The sequence below is a fragment of the Terribacillus saccharophilus genome, assembly GCF_046592595.1.
GTDB classification, from domain to species: Bacteria; Bacillota; Bacilli; order Bacillales; family Amphibacillaceae; genus Terribacillus; species Terribacillus saccharophilus_C.
Genome location: NZ_JAWVPF010000016.1, coordinates 1 through 15,663, shown reverse-complemented (window position 1 = coordinate 15,663; position 15,663 = coordinate 1). Strand labels below are relative to the sequence as shown.

Sequence of the window (15,663 nt, the reverse complement as noted above, 5' to 3'; positions counted from 1 at the left end):
TGTGATAGGGACGGCTTTTTATGTTGTTTCTTTATACTGTTTACTTTTCTTGATATATTCCATTCGTATGCGCTCCATATCTTTGTAATCGGCTTCGGTCAAATCACGAATGACTTTGGCAGGTCTGCCGAATGCGAGCTTGCCCGATGGAATTGTTTTGCCTGGAGGGACGAGTGAGCCTGCTCCTACATAAGCACCCTCCTCAATGACTGCGCCATCAAGTATAAGGGAGCCCATTCCTACAAGGGAATTTTTCCCGATTGTACAAGAATGCAGCGTAACTTGGTGACCAATCGTAGCTCCTTCCTTTATAATAAGAGGAAGATCTGGACTTTGGTGAAGCACACACAGGTCCTGCACATTGGCGCCTTCACCAATAAGTACTGGTGAAACATCCCCGCGTATCACTGTCTTGAACCAGATGCTGGCATCTTTTTTAATCGTGACGTCCCCTGTAATAACGGCATCAGGAGCTACAAAAGCTTCTTTGTGAACATGTGGACGTTTCTTGTCGTATTCGTATATCATTTGAATACTCCCTTCGTTTATGTTCTTATAGAATTAATAGATTTTTTGGAAAGAAGACAATCCCGGATTCGAGGAGCGAAATCACATTATGACCCAACAAATACCGAAGTCATCAGTTTTACTCATGCACCAAGTATATCGGAAAATATTCCCGGAAGTACATAAAGAATTGGAACTATGGACACAGCGGGCAGAAGCGATACCGGATCCGGAACTGCGGAAGCAAGCGCTGGAGAGTATTCGGACTAAACGCTTCCATTGTCAGGGCGGGGCAGTTTACAGTCTGCTTGCCGGTGATGCTTGGAAGCAAGCTATCAAGTTTATCATTGCCTATCAGACTATCAGTGACTATCTTGATAATCTATGTGATCGCAGTACCTCTCTCGACCCCGACGATTTCCGTCTTTTGCATCAATCGATGCTGGATGCGCTTCAGCCAGGTGAAAAGCTGAAGGACTATTATGCATTGCGCGAGGAACGGGAGGACGGTGGATATCTGCATTCGCTTGTTTTCACTTGTCAAACCATCCTTGGAAAACAGCCAAACCTGCAAGTACTGCAGCCGTATTTGCTGAAACTCTCCGGTTTATATGGCGATTTGCAAGTGCACAAGCATGTGGCTAAGGAAGAGCGAATCGAAAGACTGACAAACTGGTTTTCGCAGCATCAAGAAGAGCACCGGGATCTAACATGGTATGAATTTTCAGCATGCAGCGGGTCAACACTCGGTATATTCTGCTTTGTATCGTATGGTATGGGGATGGAACTTGACCATCAATTAGCGGATGATATCTATCAAAGCTATTTCCCATATATGCAAGGACTGCATATTCTGCTGGATTACTATATTGATCAAATGGAGGATGAAGAGGAAGGAGATCTGAATTTTTGCCATTATTACCGCGACTCAGAGGAAATGAAGGAAAGACTCCTTTACTTTATTGAACGGACGAACGAAAGCGTCCAGCGCCTTCCGCATGCTTCATTCCATGAAATGGTCCATCACGGACTTGTAGGACTTTACTTGGCTGATCGTAAAGTGAGTTTGCTCTCCGATGGCAAAGAGATGATCAAAACACTGCTCAAGGCAAGCGGAAATAAATCGAAGTTTTTCCATTTGAATATCAAAGCATATAATAAAATGAAAGAAGCGCGTACCCCGATTGGTTAGGGGCACGCGCTTTTTTCTTTTTCGATTGCACTGATGAACCGCTGCCAATACTCGGTGGACAGGGCGAACAACAAGATGTTCTGTGGATACTCCGTAAATTGTCCGCAATTACATTAGGGTGACACCATTCATAAATTACTGTGTAACTGTAATAAGTGTCTCTGGACCTGCCTCCATACCAACTCCCGTGGACCTTTTATGTAAAATAAAAAAACCTGTTGATAAATTAAACAACGATATATATAATGAATGTATGAAAGCGTTACAAAACTAATAGGTGTTTAAAAATTAAACAATTAATGCTGTTGGTGTTATAAATAGAGCAGTTGTTAGCGGAAGTTAAATAAATGCCCTGCTAGTGACACTATATATTCCATTCCATACATAAAAAGTGAGGGAAATGAGGTAATGACAATGCAAACGACAATGCAAAAGTTATATAAATTTCAAACAGCAGACCATATTATTGCCGGACCAAATTCTCTGGGTGATTTATCAGAGCAACTTCATTTAGCAGGCACAAAAATTCAGTCGGCTTTAATTATCACTCAGCCACCAATGAAAGATTTAGGGTTTGTAGATCAAATAACAAACCAACTATCAGCAAAAGGCATTACGGCGGAAGTTAATACGAACATTCTTCCTGAGCCAACAGTTGAAAACATCGAAGAAGTATTTCAAAGTACATCCAATGAGAATTTTGATGTGTTAATTGGAATTGGGGGAGGAAGCGTTCTTGATACTACTAAAATTCTATCTGTATTAAGAACGAATGAAAAATCAGTTCGTGAACTATTAGGAACAGATTTAGTTGAAAAACCTGGTACTCCAACAGTGTTAATCCCAACTACCTCAGGTACAGGAGCGGAAGTAACGCCTAATGCAATCGTTACATTGCCAGATGAAGAATTAAAGGTCGGGATAGTGAGTAAGCATCTTTTGCCGAACATTGTAATCCTTGATCCGCTTTTAACTTTAGGTTTACCAAAACCTATTACGGCTGCGACAGGAATGGATGCGTTTACCCATTCATTGGAATCATTTATCTCAAACAAAGCAAACTTAATCAGTGACATGGTTGCATTAGAATCCATTCGTTTAATCTCAGCTAGTATTGTAGAAGCATATCAAAATGGACAATCTGTTGAAGCAAGAGAGAAGATGCTCATAGGTTCTATGTATGGCGGAATGGCCCTGACGGCTGCTGGTACAGCTGCTGTACATGCAATGGCTTATCCATTAGGCGGAAAATTCAAGATTCCTCACGGTGTAGCAAATTCAATGCTTTTACCTCATGTCATGGAATTTAATATGGATAGCATTACAGATCGTTTGTATCTTGCAGCTGAACCGATGGGCATTGATACGAAAGGATATTCAAAGGAAGAAGTAGCTCAAAAAGTAGTAGATCGTATCGTAGAATGGACGAATACTTTGGAAATCCCACAAAACCTAAAAGAATATGGCGTAACAGAAGAAGATATCCCGGAATTAGCTATTTCAGCTTCTAAAGTCACACGTTTGTTGGATAACAATCCAAAAGAATTAAGTGTAGAAGATATGGAAGCGATTTATCGCAAATTATTAGTTTAATGATTACTATGGCTTTCAACGCACAGAGAATGTCATGTTGAAAGCTTGATTATGATGTTCGTTGGAGGGATTAGATGAAGCCGATCATAGGAATCACCATGGGTGATGCCGCAGGTGTGGGCCCTGAGATTATTGTGAAAGCCTTGAGCCATACAGCTGTTTACGATATATGCAGACCGGTTGTGATCGGTGATGCGAAAATGATAGAAAGAGCCATCCGCGTCACACAATCTTCATTAACCGTTGAGGCTGTTGCATCTGTTACAGATAGTACATTTGAATATGGAAGAATCGATTGTATCGATTTGGACTTACTGCCAGCTGACTTGCCTCTTGGAGATTTATCGCCAAAAGCAGGAGATGCTGCCTTCCAATATTTGAAAAAGGCAGTTGAACTGGCTAAGAATAAGGAGATTCAATCTATCTGTACCGCGCCACTAAATAAAGAAGCCCTTCATAAAGGAGGACATCTATATCCAGGACATACAGAAATCCTTGCAGAGTTAACGGATACGGTTGATTATTCCATGATGTTATCTTCGCCAAAACTAAAAGTCATCCATTTAACCACACATATAGGCCTGATTAAAGCAGTTGAGTCTATCACGCCAGAACGGACGTATAAGGTAGTGAAGCTTGCTCACGAAACGTTGACACGTGCAGGATATACAAATCCTAGCATCGCGGTTTGCGGAATCAATCCACACGCTGGTGAAAATGGGTTGTTTGGAGAAGGGGAAGAGGAAGAAAAACTAGTTCCTGGAATAGAGAAAGCACATGCTGAAGGAATAAATGTAAGCGGTCCACATCCTGCCGACACTGTGTTTTTCCGGGCAGTTCGTGGTGATTTTGATCTGATCGTTGCCTGTTATCATGATCAAGGCCATGTTCCGATAAAGGTATTAGGATTGGAAGAGGGGGTCAATATAACAGTTGGTTTAAACGGCGGTGTTATTCGTACCTCTGTGGACCATGGTACTGCTTTTGATATTGCCGGGAAAAATATTGCAGATGAAAGAAGTATGCTGGCAGCTATTCAATCCGCTGCTGATTTGTCTCCAAAGGAAGTTTTGAAATAAGAATGGAGTAGTCATTTTTGGATTTTAGGGGCAATAAGCTCAGACCATGAGTACCGAACCTGGAATCTTACTCAGTGTTTTCAAATGGAAAAATGTAACCCCTTACTCACGGGAAAAGTTAGCTCATAACGTTGTGGAAACGAGTGAATTGTGTGATTTTCGATACGATAGAGAATTTGGCTGAATATACAGCATTGAATCCAAAGATCGACAATGGCTTAAAGAAATTCAATGAAGCAGAGATAGATTATAATAAACGATTTGATTTTGATGGAGGTTATTTGTTCTTTCAGGAAGGAACCACTACTTACATAGATGAAGGAACATTTGAAGCTCATAAGAAATATATCGATATTCAAATTGTATTGGATGGATCCGAATATGTAGCATGGGCGCCCATTGATCAATTAGCAGTAGATGTTACATACAATGCAGAAAAAGATGTCGTTCGATTAAACGGCAATCCAAAAACGACTATGCAAATAAGTAAAGGCATGGCCTACATTTGTCTGCCTCATGATGGACACAAAGCTCTAAAGCATATAGATAGAGCGACGATTTATAAAAAAGCAGTCATTAAAATTGAAATTTAAATAGAAAGATAAGGTGAATAATATGAGTAATAAAATAGTAGTTAACGAGTCAATTCCAAACGGTAAATTATATCATGATGCATACACAAATATTGATTTTTCTTTGATTCCATCCGGACCATTTTCAACTGCGCATGCACCGACTGTTACAAAGTTGGAAAATGGTGATTTGCTATGTGCATGGTTTGCTGGGTCATTTGAAGGCAGCCCGGATATTTCCATTGTATTATCTAAATTCGATCATGTATCCCAAGAATGGAACGAACCGAAAATCATCTCACAGGACGATACGCGCAGTGAGCAAAACCCATCATTCTTTCATGCACCGGATAATTCAGTTTGGTTGATCTACACTTCCCAGGAGGGCAGACAGCCAGATAAAGATAATATGCAATTCACTTCCATTATCAAGTATCAAAAAACAAGTGACAATGGCGAAAGTTGGTCTGAGCCAGAAGTGTTGTTCAGCCAGCAAGGTACTTTTGCGCGACAAGCTATTCAAGTTTTAAGTAATGGCAGATGGATTTTCAGCACATGGGTATGTGAGGATTCCGAATTTGGCCTTACGAATGATCCCACAGTTATGCATGTTTCGGACGATGAAGGACTGACTTGGAAAGAAGTGCGTATGCCTGATAGTAACGGACGAGTACATGCCAACGTCATAGAATTGGAGAATGGTCATCTAGTGGCATTCATGAGAAGCAGATTCGCAGATTATATCTATAGAAGTGAGTCGGCCGATTATGGAGATTCTTGGACAGTCCCTGAACCAACAGCCCTACCAAATAACAATTCAAGTGTAAGCGCGATCAAATTGCACAACGGTGCAATTGCAATTGCATATAACGCAAATTCAGCTAAAAACCCCGAAAAAGGTAAGATAGCTTGGCCTGGATTAAGAAATCCTGTCGTAGTTTCCGTGTCTGAAGATGCAGGTAAAACTTGGCCGATTGGTCGAATCATTGAACACGCTGAAGGTTATATCGGAGTGGAGAATAAAACGAACAATTCACAGTTCGAATATCCAACTATTTATCAAGATCCGCAAGGGTATCTACACCTAGTCTACGCGTACAAGAACAGAATGTGTGTAAAATATAACAGTTTTTCAGTTAAGGACATTTATGGTGCAAAGCGCGAATACGAAGGAGTCTATAACCCTACTTCCGGAGAAATCAGCTAAGCAGAAGGACTTATCACAGCATCAGTAAACTGTACGTTGGTGAATCTTATCGATAAATGAGTAGAGTATATGAGGCGAATAGCTACGTATCGCAGCTGGCTCCAATACTTCAGCGTCGGTGTGCTGCGTTTGCATAGCAGCCGCAGCACACTTTCATTCATCGCTGTTGCGTACAGATTAGACAACATTGCTTATTCAAGGTGTACTGCTCAATTGATCGGTTTAACATGCTCTTACATAGAAATCCTTTATTGAAGCGCTATATAATGTAACCGCTTCACCGAGGATTGGGATTATGAGGGAGTATGATGTACAACCCATAAAAGACTTTAGGAAGTCTTCAGGATGATGGCAAAGTGCCGTCACTTAAGAGAGGAGTAACAAAAATGACAATGGATATGTATCTTGCACTTGGTATTTTGGTGCTGATGATTGTGATGATCATGTCAGATAAATTTGCCTTCGGCGCACCGCCGCTCATAGCTTCCCTTTTGCTTGTAGTGACAGGTCTGGCTACAGTTCCCGAGGCTTTCGCCGGCTTTGTTAACTCTAGCGTTATCATGGTCGCCGGCTTTATGGTTGTCATGGCGGGACTGATGAAGACGAGCATAATTGGTAAGGTTCAAAGTTCCATGCTTGCTTTGGTGAATAAGGGAGGATACAAAAGTTATGCTCTTTTAATTGTAGTAGTTATGTTTGGTGCCAGCTTAGCAGGACCAGGTTCCACTGGATACTATGTGCTTATTTTATCTTTGATATCTACTATCCCTTACAATAAAAAAATGCCTACATCCAAATTAATGATGCCTTTGGGGTTTGCAACTAACCATCCTTTGATTCCTTTTAATGTGGCGCTCTTTTATGGTGTGACTGTCAGTGTACTAGAAACAGCTGGATTTACCGGCGGGCTTTCTATGTCTAAGTTTGCAGTAGTGAATTTCATCTTGACCCTTGGTTTTTTGATATGGGCTTTGGTTGCGTATCGTCTTCTGCCGGATCATCCGATTTCGGAAGATTCTGGATTCGATGAGGTGGCAGTAGCTTCTGAGATCAATACCATGCCTCCATGGAAAGAATACGCTACGATAGCGGCATTTGTCTTAAGTGTAATAGGCATGATGCTTATGAATGTGTTTGGCGAAGCGGCATATGTAATTCCTGGCCTTGCTGGTGCATTCTTATTGATAATCAATGTACTTGACTTCAAGGAAGTTCGAGATAATATGGGAGCGCCTGTCATCCTATTAATGGCTGGTGTTATCGGTGTTGCCAATACATTGGCTGAGACTGGATTCACGGCTATGGTAGGAGACTATGTAGCTAATTCATTAGGGAGTAACATCAGTCCATTCATGCTGATTTTCATCTTCGCCCTTTTGACTAGTACATGTGCTACTTTCACTGGTTCGAATATGGGTTCTGTATATATCTTTGCGCCAATCGCTATTGCAACCAGCCTAAGTTTGGGTCTTGATCCAACTGCAGCTGCAGTTGCAGTCGTAATATCTGCATGGAACGGCGGCTACATGCCAGTCGATGGTATGCCTGCTATGATCTTAGGTATGGGTAAGTATAAGCTGCCGCAGTTTTGGTTGTTCTCCGTCCCTATGTATGTGATTCGTATCTTCGCGTTAAGTGTTGGTGCGATGATTATGTTCCCTGTAAGTTGATTATGTTCCCTGTAAGTTGATTATGTGATTGCAGGAACTGATGAATGGAATGAGCGGAAAAAACTAGGAGTAAGCTAATTCCAGAAAAGAGATACCTTGTCCTAAGCTGATAAAGACCTTGATTTCAAATCAGATGAAACTTTTTTATCGGCTAGGCGGCCTATCTAAAATGGAAATAACTATAGGGAGGAAATGTGTTTGGGACAACAACTTTCTACTGTAAAACCTTTATGTCCTCCAGGTCGTCCGCCGCGCTACGAAGATGTCCCCTTTGCGGAGGTCACGCTTGATAATGGAGAGCCATACACACTGAAAATGGATATCTATCAAGATCTTAATCAGAAAACTCCAGGTCCCTGCATCATTTACTATTTCGGTGGTGGATGGATGTATGGAGAATACAAGCAGGTTACCCAAAAAGCAGTATATTGCAGGGAACTTATAAGATTGGTAGAACAAGGATACACAATTGTATCTCCATCCTATCGCTTGGCTAGTCAGTCTGTTTTCCCGGCGTGCATTCATGACTGCAAGGGAGTGGTGCGTTTTTTGAAAGCAAATGCAAAGAGATACAATATTGATCCTGAACGAATTGGCGTTCTGGGGAACTCCGCTGGTGGACATCTAGCAGCGATGGTCGCAATGAGCGCAAATTGCAAAGAAATGGAAGGGGATGTCGGGGGTAACCAAGAATATACGAGTGCGGTAAGGGCAGCGGCAATTTTTTATGCGCCATCCGACTTAGTAGAACTAATCAAAAATGATGCCAATGCAGCAGGAAAGAATCTTTCCGGAACGGAAGTTGATCATGCAGGCAAGTCCATGGATACTGTTGTAACCCAAATTCTTGGATATACTGAGCCGGGAAAATCGTTGTTGGATTTGAATAGATTGCTGGAAAGCGGCGATACGAGTAAACGGGATTGGAAGTATATAGAATTAGCCAAAAAATGCAGTCCGATTACATACGCAAGCGCCGATAGTCCGCCGATGATGATTTTACATGGCGGTAAAGACCCTCTGGTACCGATTGAGCAAAGCGAGAGTCTTTATAGAGCCCTGGTGTCATCTGATGCGGAGGCTATGTATCTATCTTCTTCCCAGGCTAATCACGGCCCAACGATGGGAGAGGAAGCTGATCAGATGGCGTATCAGTTCTTAAAAAGCAGACTTGCGTAATGTATAAAGCTGAAAATCCTATATAAAAGAAGCGCGTACCCTATCGATTAGGGGTACGCGCTTCTTTCATTTTTTCTTCTCGATAGCAATGATGAATGGAGGGGTGTTCTTTTGGTTTAGGAAACGATACTGCAAGACAGCGTAATGTTTTTGATCATAGTCCTTTACGTGGGCAAGCAGACCTTCTTTTTCGATGGCGCCTTCCGGATGACCATGATACACAACCAAAACGATCCTGCCGCCGGGTTTCAATGCGTGGCGAATTTTCTCTATAGCAGTAATTGTGCTTTCTGCATTAGTGGTAATAGCTTTATTGCTGCCGGGCAAATAGCCTAAATTAAAAATGGCTCCAGCAAGCTTTCCTTCATCTTCTGGTGTTATATAATGATCGACACGCTGATGGCTGTCCAAAATCAAAGTCGTATTTGTCACATCATGCAGGCTAAGGTGCTTACTCGTCATTTCGATGGCTTGCTCCTGTATATCGAATGCCAGCACCTTTCCTTCTTCCCCGACGAAACGGCTGAGTACGAGTGTATCATTCCCATTGCCGCATGTTGCATCAATGACTGTATCTCCAGGCTGAATCACTTGCTCCATCAGTTCGTGTGCATATGCGATAACATGTTTTAGCATTTCTTGAATCCTCTCTCTGACAAATTGTTCTCTCTTATTTTTACGCTACCTGTGCTTATTTAGCAAATCAAACCTCTCTAATGTAAAGGAAAATTTACAATTAATTTACCAATTATATGTAGAAACCTGTCGATATAAGGACCATAGTAGTAGAGTGAAGAAAGTGAAGGGAGTATATAGACATGTATAAGCGCATCCTAATACCTATTTGTGCGTTGATTCTATGTTATTTGTCTGGGTGTGCCGCCAATCCGGCTGCAGCCAAACTTGATGAAGAAAAACGTATTGGAATCGTTTTGACAGAAGCAGGGCTTGGGGATCAGGAATGGAATGACTTGGCAATCGAAGGACTGACGAAAGCGAGAGACCGAATTGATATTATTTATTCATACAAAGAAATAACGTCAGAATTAACCTATGAGAAGGCATTGCAGGAACTGGCGGATGAAGGAATGGATACGATTATCACGTTAGAAGCTGAAGCAAAGGATGCTGTATCCAGTCAGGCAAAGACTAATCCTGATATTACATACATAGCTTTTGAGACTGATCTAAAGGGTGATAATCTATTCGGCTACGTATTTGATACGGAGCAGGCAGGTTATCTGGCGGGTGTAGCGGCTGCCACCGTGACGCAGTCTGGTAAAGCAGGCTTCATTGGCGAATCATCCAGCGCTTACCTTGAAGGGTATAAGCGAGGCATAGCAGATACCTCGAAGGATACCGAATTGCTTGTTCGGGAGACTTCACCAGATGATAAAGCAGCGGGCAGCAAAGCGGCGAAGGAGATGATAGCTGAGGAAGCAGACATTCTTTTCGCTGAGCCTGGCGAGGCTGGAAATGCAATGTTGCAGCAAGCGACACTCGCGAATGTCTATGCAATCGGTGCTGGAGGTGACAAGAGCTATCTGGCTCCAGATAATGTTGTCACGTCTGCCCAGCTGCAAATCGATCATATTATATTCGATTTTTTGGAGCGTGCCTCAAAAGGTGATGAACTGCCCGAAGATAATATAATCGGCTTGAAGGAACAGGCTGTCGGTTTGAGTCCTATCGCTGTTGTCAGTATCACCGACACTGTCGAAGGGAAAGTCCATACAGCGACACAGAAGCTGTTAGAATCGGAGTGAGCTAAATGAAACTGACACGGAAACTATTCCTGCAAGCGGCAGGGACGAGTGCATTAGCATTGGCGCTCATTGCTTTTATTATCTTCAGTATGATAAGGATCAATGCGTCAAGTTACGAGCAGGTGCAGCATCTTCTTCAGCTTCAGCAGCTGGACAGTCAACTGAACAATGCCGGACAAGTACTGCGAAATACGACTACAATCCGTACGGATGCGTCAGCGGCGGATTTGCGGTCTTATATGGAACAAAGCAACTCAACCTTCAAACAGCTTTTGCAATCTTCGGAGGGGCAGTCAGCGGCATATCTAGAAGCAGGAAAGGCAAAATATGATGATTGGCAAGGAGAAGTAACAAGTCTCCTGACCAATGTGAATGAGATGGATGCATTGCGGTTATCAAGCCGTGTGCAGGGGCTGCTGAATGATATTTACATGGCGAATGCATACAGTACAGCGGCTTATGAGGATGAACAGCTTGCCCTGCAGAATCAAATCACATTTGTAATAGTGATATCTGTTATTGGGGTGCTGCTGCTCATCCTCATTACAAACTATACTTCACGAAGAACAAGTAAATCGATTGCGGATCCTCTATTGGCACTTGCATCCAGGACGAACCAAATTGCAGCCGGTGATCTTACTGTAGAGCCGATAGAAAAAACCGGCAGCCTGGAGATCAGTGAGATGAATCAAGCTTTCGGGCAAATGACGGAGCAGCTGAAGAATCTGATCGGCTCTATTGAGAAGGCCAGTGATGAAGTAGCCGGAGTGTCTGCTGAAATTGACAAAGACAATCAGAACTTGCAGGGGCTCCATAAAGAAATTGCTGCTTCAGTCGAGGAAATTACGTCGGGTTCGCAGCGTATTTCTACAGATCTACAGCAGACGGTGACTCTTATTGAACAGATGGACAAGCAAGGAAGTGCAAATAGTACGTTCGCTACGGAAACTGTTGCGTTGGGCAAGCTTGCCTCTGAGGCAGCTTTACGCGGCCGGGAAACTGTACATAACCAGCAGCAGCTTACGGTCAAGAACGGTGAGAGCAGGGACTTGATGGAGGCATCGTTGCGAGATTTCATTCAATATTCCCAGCAAATCGAACAAATGGTGGCATCGGTATCGTCTGTTGCTGAACAGACCAATCTGCTAGCGCTAAACGCCGCAATTGAGGCAGCAAGAGCGGGTGAAGCGGGGAAAGGCTTTGCTGTCGTGGCGGATGAGATTCGAAAGCTTGCGGATGAATCCAAATCCTCTGCTGATGCTATCTATCAGACCGTAGGATCAATCCGGCAGGGTACAATGAGTTTATCTGAAGCTGTACAATTCGGTCATGAGGTTGCCAAAGCAGAAGCAGCGTCAATGGAGAGCATGGAAAGCTCATTTGTGGAAATTGAAGAAAAATTTCAGTCCATCTCCAATCGGCTGCAGCAAATCCAAGACGGCAGTGTCCAATCGGAGCGATTGGGTGCCGAGGTTCTTGGCAGGGTAGAGCAAATCAGCAGCACTTTACAGGAAAATACCGCAAAAACAGATGTAGTCCACCATTCCACCAATGAACAATATGGGGCGTATGAGCAGCTGGCGGTGACGGTCGGCCAGCTTGACCGCGTAACACGTGAATTGCATGATGCTGTCTCGGTGTTTCGGACGGAAGCTGCCGAATCTTGACAAATGCAGCGCAGTTACGTACACTGGACACAACAATACTGTGAACGATGAGGAGAAGGAGTAGTAGCAAGCTCTGCTTGGCTTAAGAGAGACGGCATCTGGTGCAAGCCGTCCCGGCATCTTGTGAACTCGCCTTCGTAATTGCAAAAGGGAACTGCCAGTACTTTTTGCCGTTTTCCGCGTTAAGGAATGTCGAGCGGGCGCATTAGCGCTAAAGTTGGGTGGTACCGCGGGAGAAGTCTCTCGTCCCATTATTGGGATGAGGGGCTTTTTTCTTTGCTTCACGGTCAGATTGTTCAAGTTGAAGAGAGTACAGGAGGCACACGATATGTCATTCAATCACCATGAAATTGAAAAGAAATGGCAAGCTTATTGGGAAGAAAACAAAACATTCAAAACAGATACTTCCTCTGAAAAAGAAAAGTTTTATGCCTTGGATATGTTCCCTTATCCATCAGGTGCAGGTCTGCATGTAGGGCACCCTGAAGGCTATACAGCTACAGATATTCTGTCTCGTATGAAACGGATGCAAGGCTTCGAAGTGCTGCATCCAATCGGGTGGGATGCCTTCGGATTACCTGCGGAGCAGTATGCGCTGGACACAGGAAATGATCCGGAAGAATTCACGAAAAAGAATATTGCGACCTTCACAAGACAGATCAAGGAGCTTGGTTTCTCTTATGATTGGGATCGTGAAGTTAATACAACAGATCCGGAATACTATAAATGGACACAATGGATTTTCCTTCAGTTGTATAAAAAGGGCCTTGCATATGTGGATGAAGTAGCAGTGAACTGGTGTCCTGCTCTTGGTACTGTACTTTCCAATGAAGAAGTTATCGACGGAAAGAGCGAACGCGGCGGACATCCTGTCATCCGCAAGCCGATGAAGCAATGGGTGCTTCGAATTACTGCTTATGCTGATCGTCTGCTTGAAGACTTGGATGAACTTGATTGGCCGGATAGCTTGAAAGAAATGCAGCGAAACTGGATCGGACGCTCGGAAGGTGCGGAAGTAACATTCCGTATAGAAGGCACGGAAGAAAGCTTTGATGTGTTTACAACCCGTCCGGATACTTTATTTGGTGCTACATTCGCGGTACTTTCTCCTGAGCACCCGTTAGTCGATAAGATTACATCTGAAGCGCAGCAGACAGCTGTTGATAGCTACAAACAAGAAGTGGCAGCGAAAAGTGATTTGGAACGTACAGATCTTGCAAAAGAGAAGACTGGTGTTTTTACTGGAGCATATGCTATCAATCCGGTAAATGGTGAAAAAATGCCGATTTGGATAGCGGATTATGTACTTATGAGCTATGGTTCGGGAGCTATCATGGCTGTACCTGCACATGATGAACGCGACTATGAATTTGCAAAAACATTCGATTTGCCGATCAAAGCAGTCATCGAGGGTGCTGATATTGAAAAAGAAGCTCATACTGGTGAGGGAGCGCATATCAATTCCGGGTTCCTTGATGGTATGGATAAACAAGAAGCAATTTCTGCAGCGATCGCTTGGCTGGAAGAGAACAAGCAAGGTTCGAAAAAAGTCAGCTATCGTCTGCGTGACTGGATTTTCAGCCGTCAGCGCTACTGGGGTGAGCCGATTCCTGTCATCCATTGGGAAGATGGTACTATGACAAGTGTGCCGGAGGAAGAGCTTCCGCTTGTATTGCCGAAAACCGATGAAATCAAATCATCCGGTACAGGTGAATCCCCACTTGCTAATATCACGGATTGGGTGAATGTTACTGATCCTGAAACAGGCAAAAAAGGAAAACGTGAAACACATACTATGCCGCAGTGGGCAGGAAGCTGCTGGTACTTCCTTCGTTATATCGATCCGAAGAACCCGGAAAAACTGGCTGATTTTGAAACGTTGAAAAAATGGCTGCCGGTTGACGTATATATCGGGGGAGCAGAGCATGCTGTACTGCACTTGCTGTATGCGCGCTTCTGGCACAAGTTCTTGTTTGATATCGGTGCTGTACCGACTAAAGAGCCTTTCCAAAAGCTATATAACCAAGGAATGATCCTTGGGGAAAATAATGAAAAGATGAGTAAATCCAAAGGGAATGTGGTCAACCCTGATGATGTAATCGATTCTCATGGCGCAGATACACTTCGTCTATACGAAATGTTTATGGGACCATTGGATGCTTCCATCGCATGGTCCGAAAATGGATTGGATGGTTCCCGTCGATTCCTTGATCGTGTATGGCGATTGTTCATCACGGAAGCGGGAGAGCTTTCAGAGAAGGTACAGGATACAGAATCGGAAGACCTGCAAAAAACGTATCATGAAACTGTGAAAAAAGTGACAGAGGACTTTGAAGCTTTGAGATTCAATACAGGTATTTCTCAATTGATGGTGTTCATCAATGATTGTTACAAAGCGCCTGTCATTCCTCGTGAATTTGCAGAAGGATTCATGAAATTACTTTCCCCAGTGGCACCGCATATCGCGGAAGAGCTGTGGAGTAAACTTGGTCATGATGAAACAATTACGTATGCTGCGTGGCCGGTTCATGATGAGTCGAAGCTTGTAGAACAAGAAATAGAAATTGTATTACAAGCAATGGGCAAAGTACGTGCAAAAGTCATGGTGCCTCATGATGCTTCCAAAGAAGAGCTTGAGAAAATCGCATTGGACGATGAACAAATGAAAAGCTGGCTGGAAGGAAAGACTGTCCGTAAAGTGATTGTCGTTCCAGGTAAGCTAGTCAATATAGTAGCAAACTAATAAACGAGTCCCTTCTGTTATGGAAGGGATTCTATTTTAAGTAGAGGAGAATAAAAAAATGCGCAATATACAACCGGAAGAATTGGATGAAATAATTGAAAGCGGCACTTCTTCTTATAAAATAATTGATGTAAGGGAAGATGAAGAAGTAGAGCAAGGCATGATTCCTGGCGCAATTCATATTCCGCTGCAGCAGATACCTGAGCAGCTTTCTGAATTGCCGACGGATGAAACATATGTACTTGTCTGCCGCGGCGGCCACCGAAGCATGAATGCTGCTGCGTTTATGGAGAACCAAGGCTATGACGTGATCAATATGGATGGCGGAATGCTGGAATGGAAAGGCGAACTCGTCTTCAAGTAAGTAGAAAAGCTCTGCTGGGAGGACGTTTCGACGACTTCCTAGCAGATATTCTATTTTTCTTTGTAACTAGTATTGACAGCCTCGAAACATGGTGATAGTATATAGTTACTGTCGCAAGGCAGTC

General features: G+C 43.3%; 14 protein-coding genes and 1 other annotated feature. Of the genes, 12 read left to right on the top strand and 2 right to left on the bottom strand.

The genetic code is table 11. The features are described from left to right. Positions 1-18 precede the first annotated feature (18 nt). A complete protein-coding gene (locus SFC25_RS18125; RefSeq protein WP_411216609.1) occupies positions 19-528 on the bottom strand; it encodes a gamma carbonic anhydrase in 510 nt (169 codons plus the stop codon). 88 nt (positions 529-616) lie between these two features. Here SFC25_RS18125 and SFC25_RS18120 point away from each other — a divergent pair, with 88 nt between their 5' ends. The 8 genes from SFC25_RS18120 (at position 617) to SFC25_RS18085 (ending at position 8,999) form a co-directional block, all read left to right on the top strand. Beyond that, entirely contained in the window at positions 617-1,699 is a 1,083-nt protein-coding gene (locus tag SFC25_RS18120; RefSeq protein WP_411216608.1) for a tetraprenyl-beta-curcumene synthase family protein, read from the top strand. 426 nt (positions 1,700-2,125) lie between these two features. Further along, entirely contained in the window at positions 2,126-3,292 is a 1,167-nt protein-coding gene (locus tag SFC25_RS18115; RefSeq protein WP_411216610.1) for an iron-containing alcohol dehydrogenase, read from the top strand. A gap of 74 nt (positions 3,293-3,366) precedes the next feature. Continuing rightward, positions 3,367-4,371, top strand: a complete 1,005-nt coding sequence (gene pdxA, locus SFC25_RS18110) for a 4-hydroxythreonine-4-phosphate dehydrogenase PdxA (RefSeq protein WP_411216607.1) — start codon at positions 3,367-3,369, stop codon at positions 4,369-4,371. Positions 4,372-4,523: 152 nt separating this feature from the next. Further along, the gene (locus SFC25_RS18105) at positions 4,524-4,964 is read left to right on the top strand and encodes a NanQ anomerase/TabA/YiaL family protein (protein ID WP_411216606.1); all 441 of its coding nucleotides are present in this window, start codon (positions 4,524-4,526) and stop codon (positions 4,962-4,964) included. Positions 4,965-4,986: 22 nt separating this feature from the next. Then, complete coding sequence (locus tag SFC25_RS18100; RefSeq protein ID WP_411216605.1) at positions 4,987-6,150, top strand: sialidase family protein; 1,164 nt, start codon at positions 4,987-4,989, stop codon at positions 6,148-6,150. 69 nt (positions 6,151-6,219) lie between these two features. Beyond that, the gene (locus tag SFC25_RS18095) at positions 6,220-6,405 is read left to right on the top strand and encodes a hypothetical protein (protein WP_411216604.1); all 186 of its coding nucleotides are present in this window, start codon (positions 6,220-6,222) and stop codon (positions 6,403-6,405) included. Positions 6,406-6,536: 131 nt separating this feature from the next. Beyond that, entirely contained in the window at positions 6,537-7,820 is a 1,284-nt protein-coding gene (locus SFC25_RS18090; RefSeq protein ID WP_411216603.1) for an SLC13 family permease, read from the top strand. A 198-nt stretch (positions 7,821-8,018) separates the two neighbouring features. After that, positions 8,019-8,999 (top strand): alpha/beta hydrolase fold domain-containing protein, encoded by a 981-nt coding sequence (locus SFC25_RS18085; protein ID WP_411216602.1) that lies wholly within the window; start codon positions 8,019-8,021, stop codon positions 8,997-8,999. A 66-nt stretch (positions 9,000-9,065) separates the two neighbouring features. Here the strand turns inward: SFC25_RS18085 and mnmM are convergent, their stop codons facing one another. Continuing rightward, on the bottom strand, positions 9,066-9,635 hold the full coding sequence (mnmM, locus tag SFC25_RS18080) for a tRNA 5-(aminomethyl)-2-thiouridylate-methyltransferase MnmM (RefSeq protein ID WP_411216601.1): 570 nt from the start codon (positions 9,633-9,635) through the stop codon (positions 9,066-9,068). A gap of 182 nt (positions 9,636-9,817) precedes the next feature. Between mnmM and SFC25_RS18075 the strand changes: the two genes are divergently transcribed. The 4 genes from SFC25_RS18075 to SFC25_RS18060 all read left to right on the top strand — a co-directional run bounded on the left by SFC25_RS18075 (position 9,818) and on the right by SFC25_RS18060 (position 15,539). After that, a complete protein-coding gene (locus SFC25_RS18075; protein ID WP_411216600.1) occupies positions 9,818-10,765 on the top strand; it encodes a BMP family ABC transporter substrate-binding protein in 948 nt (315 codons plus the stop codon). 5 nt (positions 10,766-10,770) lie between these two features. Beyond that, the gene (locus SFC25_RS18070; protein ID WP_411216599.1) at positions 10,771-12,432 is read left to right on the top strand and encodes a methyl-accepting chemotaxis protein; all 1,662 of its coding nucleotides are present in this window, start codon (positions 10,771-10,773) and stop codon (positions 12,430-12,432) included. 41 nt (positions 12,433-12,473) lie between these two features. Continuing rightward, positions 12,474-12,686, top strand: a binding site (T-box leader). Positions 12,687-12,760: 74 nt separating this feature from the next. Next, on the top strand, positions 12,761-15,175 hold the full coding sequence (gene leuS, locus SFC25_RS18065; RefSeq protein WP_411216598.1) for a leucine--tRNA ligase: 2,415 nt from the start codon (positions 12,761-12,763) through the stop codon (positions 15,173-15,175). 58 nt (positions 15,176-15,233) lie between these two features. Further along, entirely contained in the window at positions 15,234-15,539 is a 306-nt protein-coding gene (locus tag SFC25_RS18060) for a rhodanese-like domain-containing protein (RefSeq protein ID WP_411216597.1), read from the top strand. Positions 15,540-15,663: the final 124 nt, after the last annotated feature.

What these genes read in the sequence shown, in the direction of transcription:
- SFC25_RS18095 (WP_411216604.1), top strand. Translation starts at nt 6,220, where the DNA reads ATGAGGCGAATAGCTACGTATCGCAGCTGGCTCCAATACTTCAGCGTC.
- SFC25_RS18120 (WP_411216608.1), top strand. Translation starts at nt 617, where the DNA reads ATGACCCAACAAATACCGAAGTCATCAGTTTTACTCATGCACCAAGTA.
- pdxA (WP_411216607.1), top strand. Translation starts at nt 3,367, where the DNA reads ATGAAGCCGATCATAGGAATCACCATGGGTGATGCCGCAGGTGTGGGC.
- SFC25_RS18090 (WP_411216603.1), top strand. Translation starts at nt 6,537, where the DNA reads ATGACAATGGATATGTATCTTGCACTTGGTATTTTGGTGCTGATGATT.
- SFC25_RS18070 (WP_411216599.1), top strand. Translation starts at nt 10,771, where the DNA reads ATGAAACTGACACGGAAACTATTCCTGCAAGCGGCAGGGACGAGTGCA.
- leuS (WP_411216598.1), top strand. Translation starts at nt 12,761, where the DNA reads ATGTCATTCAATCACCATGAAATTGAAAAGAAATGGCAAGCTTATTGG.
- SFC25_RS18100 (WP_411216605.1), top strand. Translation starts at nt 4,987, where the DNA reads ATGAGTAATAAAATAGTAGTTAACGAGTCAATTCCAAACGGTAAATTA.
- SFC25_RS18075 (WP_411216600.1), top strand. Translation starts at nt 9,818, where the DNA reads ATGTATAAGCGCATCCTAATACCTATTTGTGCGTTGATTCTATGTTAT.
- SFC25_RS18060 (WP_411216597.1), top strand. Translation starts at nt 15,234, where the DNA reads ATGCGCAATATACAACCGGAAGAATTGGATGAAATAATTGAAAGCGGC.
- mnmM (WP_411216601.1), bottom strand. Translation starts at nt 9,635, where the DNA reads ATGCTAAAACATGTTATCGCATATGCACACGAACTGATGGAGCAAGTG.
- SFC25_RS18115 (WP_411216610.1), top strand. Translation starts at nt 2,126, where the DNA reads ATGCAAAAGTTATATAAATTTCAAACAGCAGACCATATTATTGCCGGA.
- SFC25_RS18125 (WP_411216609.1), bottom strand. Translation starts at nt 528, where the DNA reads ATGATATACGAATACGACAAGAAACGTCCACATGTTCACAAAGAAGCT.